The organism is Longimicrobium sp., from assembly GCA_036387335.1.
In the GTDB taxonomy this organism is placed as follows: Bacteria; Gemmatimonadota; Gemmatimonadetes; order Longimicrobiales; family Longimicrobiaceae; genus Longimicrobium.
In genome coordinates this window covers 15,225-32,862 of sequence record DASVTZ010000072.1, presented here as the reverse complement: position 1 = coordinate 32,862, position 17,638 = coordinate 15,225, and the positions used below count along the sequence as shown (strand labels likewise).

The window sequence follows — 17,638 nt, the reverse complement described above, 5'->3', positions numbered from 1 at the left end:
CCCCACCCGCGGGGGAGGGGCGGTTGCGTGCATTCGTGCCCGGGTGCGCGGGGTGGTGCCGGGGCGGGCACGGGCAGCCACGTGGGGCGGCCCCTACGGGGTGGGGGCCCGTGGACGCGGGGTTTGGTGTGGCGGCGAGGGAGGGCAGACACGCAGGTCTGCCCCTACCGGGTGTCGGTTCATGGGGCGAGCGTTGGGGTAGGCCGCCCCTCCCCCAGGTTGTTTTGGGGGAGGGGCCGCGAGGAACGAGCGGGGGAGGGGGCCCGCGGTCTCCTACCCCACCGCCCCCAGGTTCCGCCGCAGCAGGGCGTCCGGGTCGGGGTCGCGGCCCATGAACTCGCGAAAGAGCTCGGCGGGGTCGGTGTCGTCGCCCCGGGAGAGGACGGATCGGACGAAGGCGCTCCCCGCCTCGCGGCTGAAGAGGCCCTCGCGCTCGAAGCGGGAGAAGGCGTCGGCGTCCAGCACCTCGCTCCACAGGTAGCTGTAGTAGCCGGCCGCGTAGCCGCCCGCGAAGATGTGGGTGAAGCCCGCGACGAAATGGTCGTTCGCGAAGTCGGGGCGCGGGTGGAAGCGCGCCAGCACCTCGCGCGATCGGGCGATGGGGTCGCCGCCGTGCACCGGGTCGAAGCGGACGTGGAGGTCCAGGTCCAGCGTGCCGAAGGAGAGCTGCCGCATCTGGAACGAAGCGGCCATGAAGGTGCGCGCCGCCTTCATCTTGGCGAACAGCTCGTCCGGGATCGGCTCACCCGTCTGCCAGTGGCGGGCGAAGAGCTCCAGAGCGGGGCGCTCCCACGTCCAGTTCTCCATGATCTGCGAGGGGAGCTCCACCCAGTCGGTGGGCACGCGCGTCCCGCCCAGCTCGCGCACCTCCACGCGTGAGAGGAGGTGGTGCAGGAGGTGGCCGAACTCGTGGAACACCGTCTCCACCTCGCGGTGGGTGAGGAGCGCGGGGCGGTCACCCTCGGGGGGGCTCATGTTCCCCACGATCATCGCCAGGTGCTCGTCCCACCCGCCGCCGGGGCGCGGGCCGCCGAGCACGACGCCGTTCATCCAGGCGCCGCCGCGCTTGCTCTCGCGCGGGTGCCAGTCGGTGTAGAAGCCGCCCAGCCGCAAGCCGCTCTCGTCGAAGGCGTCGTAGTACTTCACCTCGGGGTGCCACACCTCCTCCACCCGCCGTTCCTTCACCGTGACGCCGAAGAGGCGGCGCGCCAGCTCGAAGAGGCCGTCCTGCACGCGGTCCATGGGGAAGTACGGGCGCACCTCCTCCGCATCCAGGTCGAAGCGAGCGCGCCGCATCTGCTCGGTGGCGAAGGCGACGTCCCACGGCTGCAGGGGGTCGAGGCCCAGCTCGTCGCGCGCGAACTCCTCGAGCGCCGCGATCTCGCGCTCCCAGAAGGGGCGGGTGCGCGCGGTGAGGTCCTCTTCGAAGGCCATGGCGCGCTCGCCGCTGCGGGCCATCGCCTCTTCCAGCTCGTAGTCCGCCCAGTCGCGGAAGCCCAGGAGCTGCGCCAGCTCGCGACGCAGCGCCAGGATGCGCCCAACCAGCGGACGGTTGTCGTACGGCGCATCGGCAGCGCGGTTGCTGTACGCCTGGTGGATCCGCTGGCGCAGGTCGCGCCGCTCCGCGTACTGCAGAAAGGGCTGCACCGACGGCTGGTGCAGCGTGAAGCGCCACCCCTCCACCCCGCGCGCCTGGGCCGCTGCGCGCGCCTGCGTCAGCGCGGACTCCGGGAGCCCCGCCAGCTCCGCCTGGTCGTTCAGCACCATCTCCCACGCGTTGGTGGAGTCGAGCACGTGGTTGGAGAACTCGGTCTGGAGGCGCGAGAGCTCCACGCGCAGCGCCTCCACGCGCTCCTTCTCCGCCGGCCCCAGGTCCGCGCCGGCGCGGACGAAGGCGCGCACCGTCTTCTCCAGGTGCCGGCGGCGCACGCGGTCGAGAGTTGCCACCTCGGGCGACTCCGCGGCGGCCTTGACCGCGCGCCACAGCTCGCCGTTGAGGGCGATGCGGGCGAAAAAGGCGGAAAACTCGGGAAGTACGGTGTCGTACGCCTCCCGGATCTCGGGCGTGTTCATCAGCCCCACCAGCACGGACGCGGGGCGGATGGCGCGCGAAAGCCGCTCGGTGATCTCCTCCAGCCGCCCGACGGTGTTGGTGTACGTCCGCTCGCCCGGGGCGGCCACCAGCGCGGCCAGCTCCGCCTCCGCGCGGGCCAGCGCGGCCCGTATGCCGGGGCCCACGTGCTCCGCCCGGATGCGGTGGAAGGGGATGGGGAGCGGTTCGTCCTGCAGGAGGGGGTTGGTCTCGGGCGTGGTGCTCATCGGCCTCGTACGGCGTTCTCGGGTAGGTTGCGTGTGCCGGCCCGACGCACCAGCACGCGCCGCGCCACGAAAACGTTTCCGCGCGTCGGTGGCGCATTGAGGGCGGTATAAAAGCAACTGCATGGCCTCACGCGGAGACGCGGAGGCGCAGAGAGAGAACTGCTTTGCTCTCCCCGCGTCTCCGCGTCTCCGCGTGAGACTGCTGTTTGGGTGCATGAACGAACGAAGGGCCCGGCGCGACTGGCCGGGCCCTTCGGTGTGTCAGATGGAACCGCGGGTCAGGCTGCGCGGCTCAGGCAGACGCCGCTGCCGGGGGTGGGGTTGTTCGCCTCGGCGGCCGGCACGGGGATGGTGACGTCGGGGCCGTACTTCGCATCGTTCTTGTGCCACGCGCCCGTCGGGAAGACGGTCTCGCTGGCGCGCCCGTACTGCCGGATCAGGCGGCGCAGGTCGCCCACACGGTGCCCTCGGCTAAAGAGCCAGAACGCCCGCTCGCGGAAAATCTGGTCCACCCGCCCGGCCGACGTGGCCGGCAGCACGAGCGGCGCCAGCCCCGGAACCGTCGTCCGCGCCGCGTTCAGCGTGGTGAGGTACGCCGTGCTCCCAGCGCGGAGCTGGGCCTCCGCCTCGATCATCCGCGCCTCGATCCCGCCCACGATGGTCACGGGACTGTCGCGCGTCGGCCAGATCATCTGCACGTGGAAGGGCTGCAGCAGGTCGTCGCGGCGGGCGTTGGTCACGCCGATGGCGCGGCACGCCGTGTCGTTGCCCACGCACACCGGCACGCGCGGGTCGCCGGCGGTGGCGAAGTTGAGCCCGTTGCCGCCCTCGTTGTTCCCCACGCTGTAGCGGCGGTCCACGTTGTTGCGCGTGGCGATGACGTTGTAGTTGGACTCCGTCGCCAGCGAGTGGAGGATCTGGTAGCGGAAGCTGGTCGCCACCCCCGCCACCGCCGTCGCCGCGTCGGCCGGGCGGTTGAGGTTCATCAGGATGCGGCCGCGCGTCACCTGCAGCGCGGAGCGCACCCGCACGTCGTTGGCCGTGTTCGCCGACGCCGGGAGGAGGGCCAGCCCCGCCTCGGTGCTGGCCAGGGCGCGCGCGTACGCCTCCTCGGTGGTGATGGGGGCGCCGTACTGCTCGCGACCGTCCACCACCGTGCTGAAGATGAGCCCGCTGCACAGGTGCTCGGCCAGCAGGTTGACGGTGTACGCCTGCACGAAGTGCATCTCCGCCACCTGCCACCCCGGCGCGCCGGGATTGAACTCCGCCAGCAGCGCCACCGCCTGCTCCGCGCTCAGCCGCGCCCGGTTCAGGGTGCGGCTGCTCGCCGTCAGGAAGTTGTTCTCCGGCGTGATCACCCGCTGGTCGATCTCCTGCCGCGCGATGAACGAGTCGCCGTTGATCCACTCGTCGGCGAAGAGGCCGCCCAGCAGGAAGAGGTTGTCGGTGACGTCGCCGCCGCCGCTGGTGGCGGTGCCCAGCCGTGCCAGGGCGCCCACGCGCACCGCCTCAGCCCCCGCCGCCGACTGCACGTCGGAGGGGTCGATGATGTCCGGGTCGTTCACGGTAAGGAGCTCCGAGTCGCACCCGGCGATTCCGGCCGCCATCACCACGCAGGCCGCCAGCCGGGCCGCGCCGCGCAGCCACGCGCGGCCGGACCCGGTCCTTGATTTCATCCGATTCGTCATCCTAGAAGCCGAGGTTCAGGCGGAAGGTGAAGTAGGTGGGCGGAGCGAAGGCCTGGAACGACGAGGGCGCGTCGGCCGTGCTGCCGAACGCCTCCGGGTCGACGCCCGAGTACCTGGTCCACAGGATCCCCACGTTGCGCGCGGCCAGCGTGGCCGTCACGTCGCGGCTGTGGAGGAAGCGCGAGGCCCAGCGGTCCGGCGCGCTGAAGCTGAGCGAGAGCTCGCGCAGGCGCACGAAGTCGCCCGGCTCAAAGAAGCCGGCCACCGTGCGGCTGGGGTGCTGCCGCACCGCCACGGTGCGCGCCTGGTCCGCCAGTGGCGCGTTGCGGTCCACCAGGCTCTCGCAATTGTTGCGGCTGGCGCAGCGGATGCGCTCCGTGTTGTTGTACACCAGGTGCCCGCCCTTGTAGTCCACCAGCGCGGAAAGGCGCAGGCGGTTCCACAGCTCGAAGCCGTTGGTGACGGAGAGCTCCCTGCGCGGCGACGAGTAGCCGTGGAACTCGGCGGTGTCGCCCACCACGATCTCGCTGAGCGTGGGGTTGTCGTTGTACTCGATGATCCCGTCGCCGTCCTTGTCTTCGTAGCTCTTCAGCGGACGCGACCACCAGCCGTTGAGCGGGTAGCCCTCGGCCTGCCGCAGCGTGCTGCTGCTGATGATGGTGGGCACCCCGCCCAACGTGATCAGCTCGTTGCTGTTGGTGGTGCCGTTCAGCGTCAGGTCCCAGTTGAAGGCGGAGGCCTGCACGATGCGCGCGTTGACCAGCGCCTCCCACCCCCAGTTGCGCACCTCGCCCAGGTTCTCGAAGCGCACCGTGAGGCCGGTGCCCAGCGACGGCGGCAGCACGCGCTCGATCAGCGCGTCCCTGGACGACTTGTCGTAGTACGTCAGCTCGGTGGAGATGCGCTCGTTCCAGAAGCGGCCGTCGATCCCCAGCTCCAGCTCGGTGGAGCGCTCCGGCTTGAGGTCGGAGTTGCCGATGGCGCTGAACACCACGCCAGGCACCTCGCCGCTCTCGCCCAGCGCGCGCGTGGCCGAGAAGTACGGCGCCGCGTCGGTGGTGCCGGGCTGCACGCCGGACGCGCCGTACGCCGCCCGCAGCCGCAGCTGGCCCAGGAAGGTGGGCGTGGGGAAGAACGGCTCGTCGGATACGACCCACGACGCCGAGAGCTTGGGGTAGTACACGCGCTCGAAGTCCGCGCCGAACGCGCTGTTGCGGTCCGAGCGCAGGCCGCCCGTCACGAAGAGCCGGTCGTTGAGCGAAAGGCGCTGCTCCACGTAGCCGCCCAGCGTGCGGCTCTCGTTGTTCGACTCGTCGGCCGCCTTGATGGCACCCGCCGTCACCGTGGTGGCTCCCGGCGGAAGCTGGGTGCCGCTGGCGCCGTTGCGGTCGAAGATGTTGCGGTAGAACTGCACGCCCAGCGTCGTCTGCGACTCGATCCGGTCGCTGAACCGCCGCGTGGCCGTGCCCGCGCCGTCCAGCGTGTACAAAAAGAAGTTGGTGCGGTTGTCTACCTTGAAGCCCTGCCGGTCCGTGGTGCTGGGGCACTCGGCCAGGCGGCAGAGCTGCGTGTCCGTGCGGTTGGTGTAGTCCAGCCCCGCGTTGCCGCGCAGCGCCAGCCACCCCTGCGGGCGCCAGTTGCCGTTCACCGAGCCGATCAGCCGCTCGATGGACTGGTTGGTCACCGCCTGGTAGATGGTGCGCGGCGTGAACTCGCGCCATCCGAACAGCGTGTCGCCCGCGGCGTTGGTGTTGTAGCGGAAGCCGGGCCCGCCGTAGATGTTGGCCGCGATCCCCGGCGTGCCGCTGTCGTCGCTGCGCGGCAGCCGCAGGTCCTGCGACGTGTACCCCGCGTTCACCGCTACGTCCGCGTTGTGCGGCAGGGTGAAGTTGAGGTTGGCGCGCGTGGTGACGCGGGTGAGCCGGTTGGGGCTCTCCTGCTCGGGGAGGAGCGACAGGCCGCGCGAGGCCAGGTATCGGCGCTCGAACCGCGGCACCTGCGTCACGCCATCCTCGTCTTCCCACTCGCCGTGAAGGAAGAAGCGCACCGCCTCGCTCCCGCCGCGAAGCTGCAGCCCGTGCTGCTGCCGGTAGCCCGCGCCAAAGGGGGTGCTCTCGCGGTCCTTGGTGGGGTTGTATACGGTGACGCTGTCCTGCGTGCACGCGCCGCTGGCAACCTGGCTGAGGAAGCACTGCACGCCATTGGTGGGCGTGGAGGTGGCCCGCCACCCGTAGTACGCGTTCGGGTAGTCGTTGCGGTCGCGGATCGCCGTCTGCTCCGTGTAGTAGCTCCACTGCGTGCGCCCTGCCACCCCGCGCTTGGTGGTGATGACGATCACCCCGTTGGCCGCGTCGGTGCCGTACAGCGTCGCCGCCGACGGACCGCGCACGATCTCCATTGACTGGATCTCTTCCGGGTTCAGGTCGCCGATGCGGCTGGGCAGCGTGCCGCCGACGCTCACCGTGCTGGAGCCGGTGGAGCCCTCCACGCGCACGCCGTCGATCACGTAGATCGGGTTGTTGGTGAGCGAGAGCGAGCTGGTGCCGCGGATGCGCACGCGCACGCCGGCGCCCGTCTGCGTGCCCGGCGTCACGGTAACGCCCGGGGCCCGGGCCGTCAGCAGGTCGCCCACGTTGCTCACCGCGGAAGTCCTCACCAGCTCGGCGGCGGGCACCTCGGCGATGGCGTTGCCCACCTCGGTGCGGCGCTGCTCGCCGGTGGCGGTCACCACCACGGGGGCCAGCGAGATGGCGGAGGGCTGCAGCGCGAAGTCCAGCGTCGCCGGCTCGCCGGGAACCACCGTCACCTGCTGGCTGCGCTCGGAGTAGCCGATCACCAGCACGCGCACGCTGGCCGCGCCGGGCGCGACCCCGCGGAGCGTGTAGCGCCCCTCGGCGTTGGTGAGCGCCATCTGGTTGCTCCCCACCACGCGCACCTGCGCCGAGGGCACCGGCTGGCTGGTGCGGGCGTCGGTCACGCGGCCGGTGATGGTGCCCTGCTGCGCCGCCGCCGCGCCCGCGCCCAGCACGCAGAACAGCGACGCGACCGCGCACGCGCGGAGAAAACGAGCGATTCTCATGCTGAAACACCTCCTTGGGGAGTGCTGAGCCGGCCGGGGCCCACCAGGGGCCTGCGAGGGGTGCCGTTCCGGCGGGGTGGGACGATCCGCGGTCCAGGGGGGGACCCGCCGGGCGGCGGGGAGCCATCGGTGTGAGGGGCGCTGTTCAAACGTTTCCAGCCACGCCCGCGCGGAGCATAGACGCCGTTCGGGCGGGGCGCAAGAGTCTTCACCTCATGGCGTCTGCGCGCGGCGGGCGAGGGAAAGGACGCGCCCGTGCGGCGCGGCGCCGAAGCGGCCATCGCGGATAGCTTCGCCGCCGTTGACGAAGACGTGCACCATCCCCTCGGCCAGCCGGTGCGGGTCGCTGAAGGTGGCGGGATCGTTTACGCGCGCCAGGTCGAACACCACCACGTCCGCCACGGCGCCCTCGCGCAGCACGCCGCGGTCGGGGATGCGGAAGACGGTGGCGGGGAGCGAGGTCATGCTGCGCACGGCCGACGCCAGGTCGATCACCCCGCGCTCCACCACGTACTCGCGGATCTTGCGCGGGTAGGTGCCGTACGAGCGCGGGTGCGGCACCCCCTCGCCCATCGGCACCAGGTCGCCGTCGGAGGATGTCATCATCCACGGCTGCCGCATCAGCCGGTCCACGTCCTCGTCCAGCATGTTGAAGGATACGACGCCGGGGTTCCCCTCGCGCAGGAGGGCGAGCACGGCGTCCACCGGCTGCACGCGCCCGCGCTCGGCCACCCACTGCAGCGTTTTTCCCTCGATGGTGGGGTCGGGGCGGTGGCGGCGGAACTGGATGCGATCCGCGCCGCCGCGCCGGTCCAGGCTCTCCAGCAGCTCCGCCCGCAGCCGCGCCCCCTCGGCCGGGTCGCCGATGCGGCGGCGCAGGGCGCTGTCTCCGCCCGCCAGCGCCCAGCGGGGGACGAGCGCGCCGCTCAGTGAGGTGGCGGAGGCGGTGTAGGGGTACTGGTCCGCGAAGACCTCCACCCCCTCGGCGCGCGCCCGGTCGATGCGGCTCACCAGCGCGGCGGAGTAGCCCCACACGCGCGGCCCCAGCGCCTTGAGGTGCGTGGCCACCACGCGCAGCCGCGCCTCGCGCCCGATGCGGATCACCTCGTCCACCGCCGCCACCAGCCCCACGGTGTAGTCCGCCTCGTCGCGGATGTGGCTGCTGTACGCCCCGCCGTACCCCGCCACGATCTTGGAGAGGTCGATCAGCTCCTCCGTCTTCGCGAAGCTCCCCGGCGCGTACCACGGCCCGGTGGAGATGCCGAAGGCGCCCTCCTCCATCCCCGCCCGCACCAGGGCGCGCATCTGCTCCATCTCCGCGGGGGTGGGCGCGCGGTCCGCCATCCCCATCACCCGCTGGCGAACGGAGCCGTGCGGTACCATCTGCGCCACGTTCACCCCGATGCCCGCGGCCTCGAACGCCGCGCGCTGCCGGGCGATGTCCGTCGCCCCGCCGCCGTCCGGGTTCACCAGGACAGTGGTGATCCCCTGCGCCAGGAGCGGGCGTCCGTGGCTGAGCGCGGGGGTGGCGAGCCCCTCGCCGGCGTGGGTGTGCACGTCGATGAAGCCGGGCGCCACGTACAGCCCCGACGCGTCGATCTCGCGCGCCGCCCGCGCCCCCGCCAGGTCTCCGATGGCCGCGATGCGCCCGCCGCGCAGCGCCACGTCCGCGCGGTACCACGGGTTGCCGGTGCCGTCCAGCACGCGGCCGTTGCGGATGATGACGTCGTAGCCGCCCTGCGCGCGCAGCGGCAGCGCGACGGAGGCGAGGAGGATGCCCGCCGCGAGGCCCCGCCGCTGCAGGTTGCTGAGGCGCATTGGCACGGGCTCCGGGGAGTCGCCGGCGCGTCCTTGTGCGTCAGGGGCGCCGGGGTATATTCGCGAGAAAGTTGGATGTTGCTTGATGATGCGGGGCGGCCGGGCGGCGCACAAGTGCCGCGGCGCGGGCTCTCGAAACCGGGATGACGGATGAAGCTGCGAGCGTTGGTCGTTGTCGCCCTGGCCGCGTACGCGCCGGCCGCCGGCGCGCAGGCGGAGCTGGCCCGGCAGGTCGAGATCCGCCGCACCGCGTACGGCGTCCCCCACATCCGCGCGGAGAACTTCCGTGCCGCCGGCTTTGCGCTGGGGTGGGTGCAGATGGAGGACCACGCCCCGCGCATCGTCATGGGGCTGGTGCGCGCGCGCGGCGAGCTGGCCCTCCACTTCGGCGCGGACAGCCTGGACTCGGACTTCGCCTACCGCCCCGTGCACCGCCGCGCCGTGGCCACGCTCCCGCTGCTGGAGCAGGACACGCGCGACATGTACGAGGGCTTCGCCGCCGGCGTGAACCGCTACCTGGAGCTGCACGCGGCGGAGGTGCCGTCGTGGGTGCGCCCCGCCTTCACCGGCGCCGACGTGCACGCGCAGGGGATGGGCAGCCCCGGCACCCCCGGCCTGGGCCGCCTGGTCGACCGCCTGCGCGGCGTCCCGCCCCGCCGCGATGCCGCCGCGCCGGCCGCATCCGAGGACGGCTCCAACGCGTGGGCGCTGGCGCCGAGCCGCACGCGATCCGGCCGCGCCATCCTGCTGCGCAACCCGCACCTCGCCTGGTCCGCCGGCTATTACGAGGCGCACGTGACCGTTCCCGGCGCCATGGACTTCTACGGCGACTTCCGGCTGGGCGGCCCCATCGTGCTGGTGGGCGGCTTCAACCCGTACCTGGGCTGGGCCACCACCAACAACGCCCCCGACCTGGAGGAGGTCTACGCCCTGGACGTGGACCCCGCCCGCCCCGACCACTACCTCTTCGACGGCGCCTCGGTCCCCCTGCGCCGCATCGAGGAGACGATCGACTTCCGCAACGGCCCCGGCATCGGCCGCGAGACGCGCGACACCTGGAGCTCGCCGCTGGGCCCGGTCGTCCATCGCGGCGGGGGCAAGGTGTACGTCCTGCGCGCGGCGGGGGAGGACGAGTTCCGCGGCGGCGAGCAGTTCCTGAAGATGATGCGTGCACGAAATCGGACGGAGTGGACGAACGCGATGAAGATGCGCGCGCGTGTCACCTCCAACCTGACCTACGCGGACCGCGACGGGAACATCTTCTACGTGTGGAACGCCACCCTCCCCTCCCTTCCGCACCCCTCCGGCGGCGACACGGCCGCGGTGCCCGCGTCGCGCAGCTCCGAGGTCTGGACCAAGGTGGTTCCCTTCGACTCGCTGCCGCAGGTGCTCAACCCGCGCGGCGGCTACGTGCACAACGAGAACGATCCGCCGTACCTCACCAACCTCTACGAGCCGCTGCCACGAAGCCGCTACCCCGCCAACTTTCCGGACGTGGAGCTGCGGCTGCGCAGCCAGCACTCGCTGGAGCTCCTCCACAACACGCGCAAGGTGACGCTGGAAGACGTGATCCGCATGAAGCACAGCATGCGGATGATCCTGGCCGACCGCGTCAAGGAAGACCTGGTGAAGGCCGTGCGCGCCACCGCGCCCACAGGCGAGCTGGCGGACGCCGTCGCGGTGCTGGAGCGGTGGGACAACACGGTGGCGGCGGAGAGCCGGGGCGGGCTCCTCTTCGAGACCTGGTGGTGGCGCTACGTGAGGACGGCCCCGCAGGCGCGCCCCACCGCCGCATCCGTGGGCTTCCCCGCGCCCGCCGAGGCGCTCTTCCGGCGCCCCTGGACCGCCGCCGAGCCCATGGCCACCCCGCACGGCCTGGCCGACGGCGCCCGCGCCGTGGAAGCCTTCACCTGGGCCGTGGCGGAGACGAAGCGCAAGTGGGGCGGGGTGGACGTGGAGTGGGGCAGGGTGCACCGCGTGCGCCACGGCTCGGTGGACGTGCCGGTGGGCGGGTGCAGCGGCCTGATGGGGTGCTTCCGCGTGCTGGGCTATCGCGAAGAGGCGGACGGCACGCGCACCGCCGTCACGGGCGACGGGTGGGTGCTGGCGGTGGAGTTCACCACCCCGGTGCGCGCCTACAGCGTGCTGGCGTACGGCCAGAGCAGCCGCCCCGGCTCGCCGCACCTCGACGACCAGGCCGCGATGTTCGCCGCCAACCGCATGAAGCCCGTCGCCTTCACCGACGCCGACATCGAGCGCGCCACCATCCGCCGCTACCGCCCCGGCCTCGAACCCGAGTCGCGCTGAGCATGAAGAGAAACGACCGGGATGTCATACCATTCGTCATCCCGAGTTGTGCAAAGCCCCGTACGGAAGTCTCACGCGGAGGCGCGGAGACGCAGAGAGAAATGCAACTGCATGGCTCACACAGAGACACAGAGCCACAGAGAGAACAGCTCAAGGCTTCCTCTGTGGCTTTTAGTTTTCTCTGTGTTCTCTGTGTGAGGCTTTTGCTGTTGTTTTTCTCCGCGCCTCAGCGCCTCCGCGTGAGAAAAGCCGGTCGGAATGCACACTGAGATCGTCTAAATGGTATCACGCAAAGGCGCAAAGACGCAAAGGAAAGACGTGGAAATCCTTTCTTTGCGCCTTCGCGCCTTCGCGTGAGCCCCCGACGATGCCGCCGCCGCGCTACTGCCTGCGCGCCGCCGATGCATCGCGCGTGGGCCGGAACTCGGACGTCGTGCGGTAGTTCGGCCAGTCGCGCGAGCTGGCGAGCTGCATCCCCAGCCGGTAAAGCACCAGCGCGTCCTGGGCGATTCCCGCGAAGTTCCAGGTCGCCGCGTCGAACTCGTCCGCGGGCTGGTGGTAGCGGTCGCGGGTGTACGCCTGAGCGGACGCCTCGCCCGCTGCGCTGCCGCCGGCCACCAGGTCCTCGCCGCTGTCCACGTACAGCATGGGGACGCCGCGCTTGGCCATGGGGAAGTGGTCGGAGCGGTAGAAGTACCCCGCCTCCGGGCTTCGGTCGCGTGCCACCACCCGCCCGTTCGCGGCCAGCACGCGCTCCAGCCGGTCCTCCAGCTCGCTCTGCCCGTAGCCGATCACCAGCACGTCGCGCGCGGGTCCCGTGGGCGAGAGCGCGTCGATGTTGAAGCCCGCCACCGTGGTCTCCAGCGGATAGACGGGGTTGGCGGCGTAGTACTCGGAGCCGAGCAGCCCCTTCTCCTCCACCGTCCACGCGGCGAATACCACCGACCGCTCCGGCCGCGGCCCGGCGGCGAAGGCGCGCGCCACCTCGATGACCGCCGCGACTCCCGTGGCGTTGTCCACCGCGCCGTTGTAGATGCTGTCGCCGCGCGCATCGGGCCGCCCCACGCCCAGGTGGTCCCAGTGGCCGCCGTACAGGATCGTCTCGTTGGGATGCGTCCTCCCCGCAAGGCGCCCCAGCACGTTGCGCGAGCGGATGTTGGCGCGCCGCACGCCGTAGCTGGCGGAGAAGGTGGCGCCGCTCAGCGTCACCGGCCGGAACTCGCGCGTCTGCGCCCGCCGCTTGAGCGCCTCGAAGTCCTGCCCCGCCGCGCGCATCAGCTCCACCGCCACGTCGCGCTGGATCCACGCCTCCAGCGCCGGGTGCACCGCCGACGGATCGGGGCGCACGATGTCGAACATCGTGTTGGTGTTGCTGTTCTTGACCGTCGCCCAGCCGTACGACGCGGGCGCCGTCTCGTGCACGATCAGCAGCCCGGCGAGCCCCTGCCGCGCGGCCTCCTCGTACTTGTACGTCCAGCGGCCGTAGTACGTCATCGCCTTGCCGCCGAAGTCGCCCTGCCCCGTCTCGAAGTCCGGGTCGTTGATCAGGACGATGCCCACCTTGCCGCGCAGGTTCTCGCCCTTGAAGTCGTCCCAGTTCCGCTCCTTCGCCTGCACCCCGTAGCCCAGGAAGATGAGCGGCGCCTCGCGGATGTCGACGCGGTCCTGGTTGAGCATGGTGGAGCGCACGGCGATCTGTTCCCCCTGCGTCAGGCTCTGCCGCCGTCCGCCCACGGTGATGCTGAGATCCGGCGTGCCCACGATGTTGGACATCAGGAGCGGCACCTCCTGGTACCAGCTCCCGTTGGGCCCGCCGGGCTGCAGGCCGGCGGCCTGGAACTGCTGGGCGATGTACGCCACCGTTTTTTCCTCGCCGGGCGTGGCCGGCCCGCGCCCCAGGAACTCGTCCGACGACAGCGTGCGCACGTGCGCCGCCAGCCGCGCGGGATCGATCGTCACCGAGGCGGCGGTGGTGCCGGTCTGAGCGGCCGGCGCGGTTCCCGGCCCGCCCTCCGGCGCGGCGGTGGCGCAGGCGGCGAGCGCCAGCAGGGGAACGGTGGACCTCAAGAGCTTCATTGCGGACCCTCCTGCAATCACGTGAGAAGTGGCGAACCTGCTGTCCCGGCAGACGAGCAAGATCGCCGCCGCTGGCGCGCGCTGCCAGGACTTGCGCCGCCTCGTGTCCCGGAACAGCTTGCGCCAGAGTGCCCCCGCCCACCTCCGTCCGCAGCCCGCCATGCGTCCCATCGCGCCGCTCCTCATCCTCGCGCTCCTCTCCACCCCCGCCGCCGCGCAGATGGTGGAGGCGCGGGGTGGCGACGTGTACTTCCGTCCCGGCTGCGATCTCCCGGCGCGCCGCCTCACCGCGTCTGGCAGCGACTCGCAGCCGCGCCTCTCGCCGGACGGGCGCCTGGTGGTGTTCGTGCGCGAGGCGCGCCGCGATTCCGTCGAGACGGCACAGGGGCGGGTTCCCGCGTCATCCATCTGGATCGTTCGAACGGGCGGGGGCGGCCTGCGCAAACTGGTCGAGGCGCGCTCCGACACCGCTCCGGAGCGCGCCCTGGCAGCTTTCCAGGCGCCGCAGTTCTCGCCCGACGGCAGGCGGATCTACTTCCTGAGCTCCGCCTGGGCCACCTCGGGCGCCGTCCACTTTGTGGATGTCGCCAGCGGAGCGCGGCGCTTCCTCGTTCCCGGCAACAGCCTGGAGGTGGCGACCACGGGCCGGTACGCGGGCCACCTGCTCGTGGAGCAGCACCGCTACTTCGTGGCCGGCGGCTCGTACGACTGGCTCTGGCTCTTCACGCCGCTCGGCCGCGAAGTGGGCCCTGTCGCCGAAAGCGAAGCCGCAGCGGAAGAGTTCCGCGCGACTTTCCTGCGACGCCCGGGGGCGGAGTGCCCGGCGGACTGAGTGCCGGGAGCGCTGAGTGGCCGGCGTGCAAGCGCGGAGCACTCCTTTCACCCCTTTACACTCAGTCGGTCAGTGTGGTAAACTTGTCGCGGAGCCTGAAGGGACCCCCGGTACATCGGCATCTCCCTTGGGACGTGATGCGGCCCTGCCAACGTGTGTTGGCAGGGCCGCATTGTTTTGGGCTATCGAACCTCCCGTCTTCGTAAACTCGATAGCTGCGCGTGCGTCAAAAGGGCGGGGAAACCCCCACCGGAACGGCGGAGCCCGTGCTTCGGCCGTCGCCCATCCCTCCGACACCGCCGGGTCCCCAGCAGTAGATCCTGGCGTCCGTGCCCACCCCGCACGTCCTGTCGCGGCCGGGGCTCAGCGAGGCGAAGGCCACGGTCCCCGGAACCCGGACGAGCGGGACGCCGTCACCCGCTCGCCAGCAGTACGCGGCGCCGCTTCGGGTCACGCCGCACATGGAGTCGTTCCCGTCCGCGATGGAGGCGAATTCCACCCCCGGCCCGATCTGCGTCGGGGCGGATCGCGAGGAAGGCATGTTCGCGACGTAGTCGACCCACCCGCCCCAGCAGTACACCAGGTTCTGCGCCGTCTGCGCGCAGGTGTGGTCGCCAACCGCGTAGATGGCGCTGAACACGTATCCCGTGGCCGCGCGGGTGGGAACGGCCAATCCCTGGTACCAGGGTTCCGGAGTGCCCAGCTTGCGCCCGGCGTCGCTTCCCCAGCAGTACGCCGCACCCTGGCTGGTGAGCCCGCAGCTATGCCGGTTCCCCGCGGTGATCTCGGCGAACTTGACCCCGCCCTCCACCGGCGTCGGCTGCTTGTTGTACCTCCCCGACATGGGGGAGCCGCTTCCCAGCTCCCCGTAGTCGTTGCTCCCCCAGCAGAACGCGTCGCCGCCAACGGTGACCCCGCAGCTGTGCGTGACGCCGGCCGCGATCCGGGTGAACGTCATCCCCCCCGCCACCCGCTGCGGTGTGTCACGCCGGCTACCCTCGGTTCCCCCGTCGCCGTTCCCCAGCTGGCCAAAGAGGTTCCCGCCCCAGCAGAACGCGCTGCCCGTGGCCGTCAGCCCGCAGGCGTGGAAATACCCCACGTCGATCGCCACGAACTTTTCCTCGGTGCTCACCCGCGTGGGCACGTCGCCGGAAAGGCGCGTTCCGTCGGAGAGCATCGTTCCGCCGCGCTCGCCCCAGCAGAACACGTCGCCCCCGCGCACCAGCCCGCAAGTCAGCGCACCTCCGGACCGCACCTGTACGTACGTGCCCGCGCCGGCCACGTTCACCTCCACGGTCGTGGAGAGAGTCGCGTTTCCGGCGAACGTCGGCACCGTCGCCGTAGCGGTGCTGCTGCCGGCCGCCAGCCCCGTCGCGCCTCCCGCCGGGGTGATGGAGAGGACCCCCGGAGCCGACGACCGCCACGTGACGACCGCGTCCGCCACCGGCCAGCGGAGCCCGTCGTACGCGACTACGGACATCTCGGCCGTGTCGCCCACGTACATCCCCAGCCGTCCGGGCACCACCGCCAGCCCGGTCACAACCTGGCGTACCACCAGGGGTATGGTGTCGGCGATGCGGGTGCCGTCCAGGTAGGCGGACTCGGCGATCACCTTCGCCTTTCCGTTCCGTTTCACCGAAACCGTACCCGACGGATCGATGGTCGCGATCGGCTCTCCCTGTATGCTCCACACGATCTGGGCGTTCGGCACGACGTTCCCCCGGATGTCGCGCACCACCGCTCGAAGCTGGGCGTGGGAGTTTATGACGACGAAATGAAGGCTGTCCAGGTCGATCTTCACCGGCCGGTTCGCGGAGCGCGGCGTGGGGCCGGGCACCGGCGGAACGACCTCACTCGATCCAGAGGGACTGTCACACCCCGAGGCCAGAGCGAGCGCTACAATGAAAGGGGCATATGGATGGAACTTCACGGCGTGTCCCTGGTGGTCGAGCGGAAGGGTAGTACGGGGATGCGGAGTGCCAGGAGCATACTACAAAGTTGCTCCGCACGCAACATATGTTTCGATGGCTGCGACTTGCGGCCGCGGCGCCCGCTAGGGGATGTGCGCCCCGTCCCACCAGCGTGACAGCCGGTCGCATGGCATGGCGGGGATGGCGAGGCCGGCGTGCTCGTAGTGGGAGGTGTCGTTGAAGAGGGTCAGGCGCGCGCGCGTGGTGCCGCGGAAGTCCACGATGTTGAGCGCGGCCGGGCTCTGGTCCAGGTTGTCGCGGTAGCGGCGCGGGTCGAAGCCCAGCAGCGAGCTGAGCAGCAGTCGGATCGTCGCCTTGTGCGACACCACCAGGATCGTCTCGCCGGGGTGCGCGCGCACCAGCTCCAGCATGGCGGGAAGCGCGCGCGCCGTTACGTCCAGCCCGGTCTCGCCTCCCTGCGGGGCAAAGGTGTACGGGTCCGCCTCCCAGCCGGCGAGCTCGTCGGGGAAGCGCGCCTCCACCTCGTCGCGCGTCATCTCCTCCCAGCGGCCGTGCGAGATCTCGCGCAGCCGCGCATCGGCCGTCACCGGCAGGCCGTGCGGCGCGGCGGCGATGCGGGCTGTCTCCAGCGCGCGGCTCAGCGGCGATGCGTAGACGGCCGCGATCGGCTCGCCGCCCAGGCGCAGCGCCAGCCGCCGCGCCTGCTCGCGCCCCTCGTCAGAGAGAGGGACCTCGATGGAGCCGGCGAAGCGGTTCTCGGCGCTCAGCACCGTGGCGCCGTGTCGGACCAGGAAGACGCGCGTGGTGGTGGATGCCATTGGGCTCTCGGGTGAGCACGAGCGTGCGGTGACCGCTCGGGGACGCGGCAACTCGGATGCCCGTCCAACGACCGCGGCCCGCACCCCGTCGAGCGGGTGCGGGCCGTGGATGCGTTCGACGTGCGCTCAGCGGCGGCTGGGGCTGCCGTTGCTCGATGCCACGTTCAGGATCGGGGTGACGATCGCCTCGTCCACGCACATCGGCGTCAGGACGGGGGCCGGCATCGAGGGCAGCTCGCAGAACTCGAAGCAGTTGCCGTTGCCGTCGCACACCAGGATCTCGGCGGGGCCCGCCGCGTCGCCGCCCGTCATGGAGAGCAGGTGGAACTGGCCGGTCAGCCCCACTGGGAGCCCGAGGCGAAAGGTGCCGTCCGCCCCGGTGCGCGCCTGCACCACCGGGGTCCGGTCGCTTCCCGGGCGGTAGACGCCGACCTGGACGTCGCTCAGCACCGCCTTGGCGTCCTTGGACACCAGGCGCAGACTCAGCGTGCGCCCGGCGAGCGCGGTCCACTGGTCGCCGTGGCGCACGACGCCGGTGGAGCGCAGCAGGTCGCACTCGCGCGTGTCGAACACCGTGCCGCCGCTCGCCAGCACGTCGCACGGCGAGCCGGATACGGGGCCGCTGACCGTGCGGTTGTTCGCGCCGCCCTGGGCTGCCGCGGTTCCGGCGACGAGGGTCATCAGGGCGGCCAGCAGAACGAGGCGACTGCTCCTGCGTATGTCGTGGCTCATCGTCATCTCTCCGGGGATGGTGTCGTGCTGCACGCGGC

The 17,638-nt window shown here is 71.4% G+C and carries 10 protein-coding genes; 2 read left to right on the top strand and 8 right to left on the bottom strand.

Annotated features, from left to right (window positions below):
- Nucleotides 1-273: 273 nt before the first annotated feature.
- The 4 genes from VF647_06025 to VF647_06010 form a co-directional block, all read right to left on the bottom strand.
- Nucleotides 274-2,319 (bottom strand): M3 family metallopeptidase, encoded by a 2,046-nt coding sequence (locus VF647_06025; GenBank protein ID HEX8451632.1) that lies wholly within the window; start codon nucleotides 2,317-2,319, stop codon nucleotides 274-276.
- Between the two features lie 278 nt (nucleotides 2,320-2,597).
- Nucleotides 2,598-3,995: a hypothetical protein gene (locus VF647_06020; protein ID HEX8451631.1), complete on the bottom strand. Its 1,398-nt coding sequence runs from the start codon at nucleotides 3,993-3,995 to the stop codon at nucleotides 2,598-2,600.
- A gap of 13 nt (nucleotides 3,996-4,008) precedes the next feature.
- The gene (locus VF647_06015) at nucleotides 4,009-7,086 is read right to left on the bottom strand and encodes a SusC/RagA family TonB-linked outer membrane protein (GenBank protein ID HEX8451630.1); all 3,078 of its coding nucleotides are present in this window, start codon (nucleotides 7,084-7,086) and stop codon (nucleotides 4,009-4,011) included.
- Nucleotides 7,087-7,299: 213 nt separating this feature from the next.
- Nucleotides 7,300-8,904, bottom strand: coding sequence for a D-aminoacylase (locus tag VF647_06010; protein ID HEX8451629.1), 1,605 nt, complete (start codon nucleotides 8,902-8,904; stop codon nucleotides 7,300-7,302).
- Between the two features lie 150 nt (nucleotides 8,905-9,054).
- Between VF647_06010 and VF647_06005 the strand changes: the two genes are divergently transcribed.
- On the top strand, nucleotides 9,055-11,211 hold the full coding sequence (locus VF647_06005) for a penicillin acylase family protein (GenBank protein ID HEX8451628.1): 2,157 nt from the start codon (nucleotides 9,055-9,057) through the stop codon (nucleotides 11,209-11,211).
- Between the two features lie 381 nt (nucleotides 11,212-11,592).
- Here VF647_06005 and VF647_06000 read toward each other — a convergent pair whose 3' ends face one another.
- The gene (locus VF647_06000) at nucleotides 11,593-13,287 is read right to left on the bottom strand and encodes a M28 family metallopeptidase (protein ID HEX8451627.1); all 1,695 of its coding nucleotides are present in this window, start codon (nucleotides 13,285-13,287) and stop codon (nucleotides 11,593-11,595) included.
- Between the two features lie 160 nt (nucleotides 13,288-13,447).
- Between VF647_06000 and VF647_05995 the strand changes: the two genes are divergently transcribed.
- Nucleotides 13,448-14,119 (top strand): hypothetical protein, encoded by a 672-nt coding sequence (locus VF647_05995; protein ID HEX8451626.1) that lies wholly within the window; start codon nucleotides 13,448-13,450, stop codon nucleotides 14,117-14,119.
- A 226-nt stretch (nucleotides 14,120-14,345) separates the two neighbouring features.
- Here the strand turns inward: VF647_05995 and VF647_05990 are convergent, their stop codons facing one another.
- From VF647_05990 to VF647_05980, 3 genes are all read right to left on the bottom strand, one after another.
- The gene (locus VF647_05990; protein ID HEX8451625.1) at nucleotides 14,346-15,920 is read right to left on the bottom strand and encodes a hypothetical protein; all 1,575 of its coding nucleotides are present in this window, start codon (nucleotides 15,918-15,920) and stop codon (nucleotides 14,346-14,348) included.
- A gap of 252 nt (nucleotides 15,921-16,172) precedes the next feature.
- On the bottom strand, nucleotides 16,173-16,868 hold the full coding sequence (locus VF647_05985; GenBank protein ID HEX8451624.1) for a histidine phosphatase family protein: 696 nt from the start codon (nucleotides 16,866-16,868) through the stop codon (nucleotides 16,173-16,175).
- Nucleotides 16,869-16,994: 126 nt separating this feature from the next.
- Nucleotides 16,995-17,600, bottom strand: a complete 606-nt coding sequence (locus VF647_05980; GenBank protein HEX8451623.1) for a hypothetical protein — start codon at nucleotides 17,598-17,600, stop codon at nucleotides 16,995-16,997.
- Nucleotides 17,601-17,638 lie beyond the last annotated feature (38 nt).

What these genes read in the sequence shown, in the direction of transcription:
- VF647_06025 (HEX8451632.1), bottom strand. Translation starts at nt 2,319, where the DNA reads ATGAGCACCACGCCCGAGACCAACCCCCTCCTGCAGGACGAACCGCTC.
- VF647_06020 (HEX8451631.1), bottom strand. Translation starts at nt 3,995, where the DNA reads ATGAAATCAAGGACCGGGTCCGGCCGCGCGTGGCTGCGCGGCGCGGCC.
- VF647_06015 (HEX8451630.1), bottom strand. Translation starts at nt 7,086, where the DNA reads ATGAGAATCGCTCGTTTTCTCCGCGCGTGCGCGGTCGCGTCGCTGTTC.
- VF647_06010 (HEX8451629.1), bottom strand. Translation starts at nt 8,904, where the DNA reads ATGCGCCTCAGCAACCTGCAGCGGCGGGGCCTCGCGGCGGGCATCCTC.
- VF647_06005 (HEX8451628.1), top strand. Translation starts at nt 9,055, where the DNA reads ATGAAGCTGCGAGCGTTGGTCGTTGTCGCCCTGGCCGCGTACGCGCCG.
- VF647_06000 (HEX8451627.1), bottom strand. Translation starts at nt 13,287, where the DNA reads ATGAAGCTCTTGAGGTCCACCGTTCCCCTGCTGGCGCTCGCCGCCTGC.
- VF647_05995 (HEX8451626.1), top strand. Translation starts at nt 13,448, where the DNA reads ATGCGTCCCATCGCGCCGCTCCTCATCCTCGCGCTCCTCTCCACCCCC.
- VF647_05985 (HEX8451624.1), bottom strand. Translation starts at nt 16,868, where the DNA reads ATGGCATCCACCACCACGCGCGTCTTCCTGGTCCGACACGGCGCCACG.
- VF647_05980 (HEX8451623.1), bottom strand. Translation starts at nt 17,600, where the DNA reads ATGAGCCACGACATACGCAGGAGCAGTCGCCTCGTTCTGCTGGCCGCC.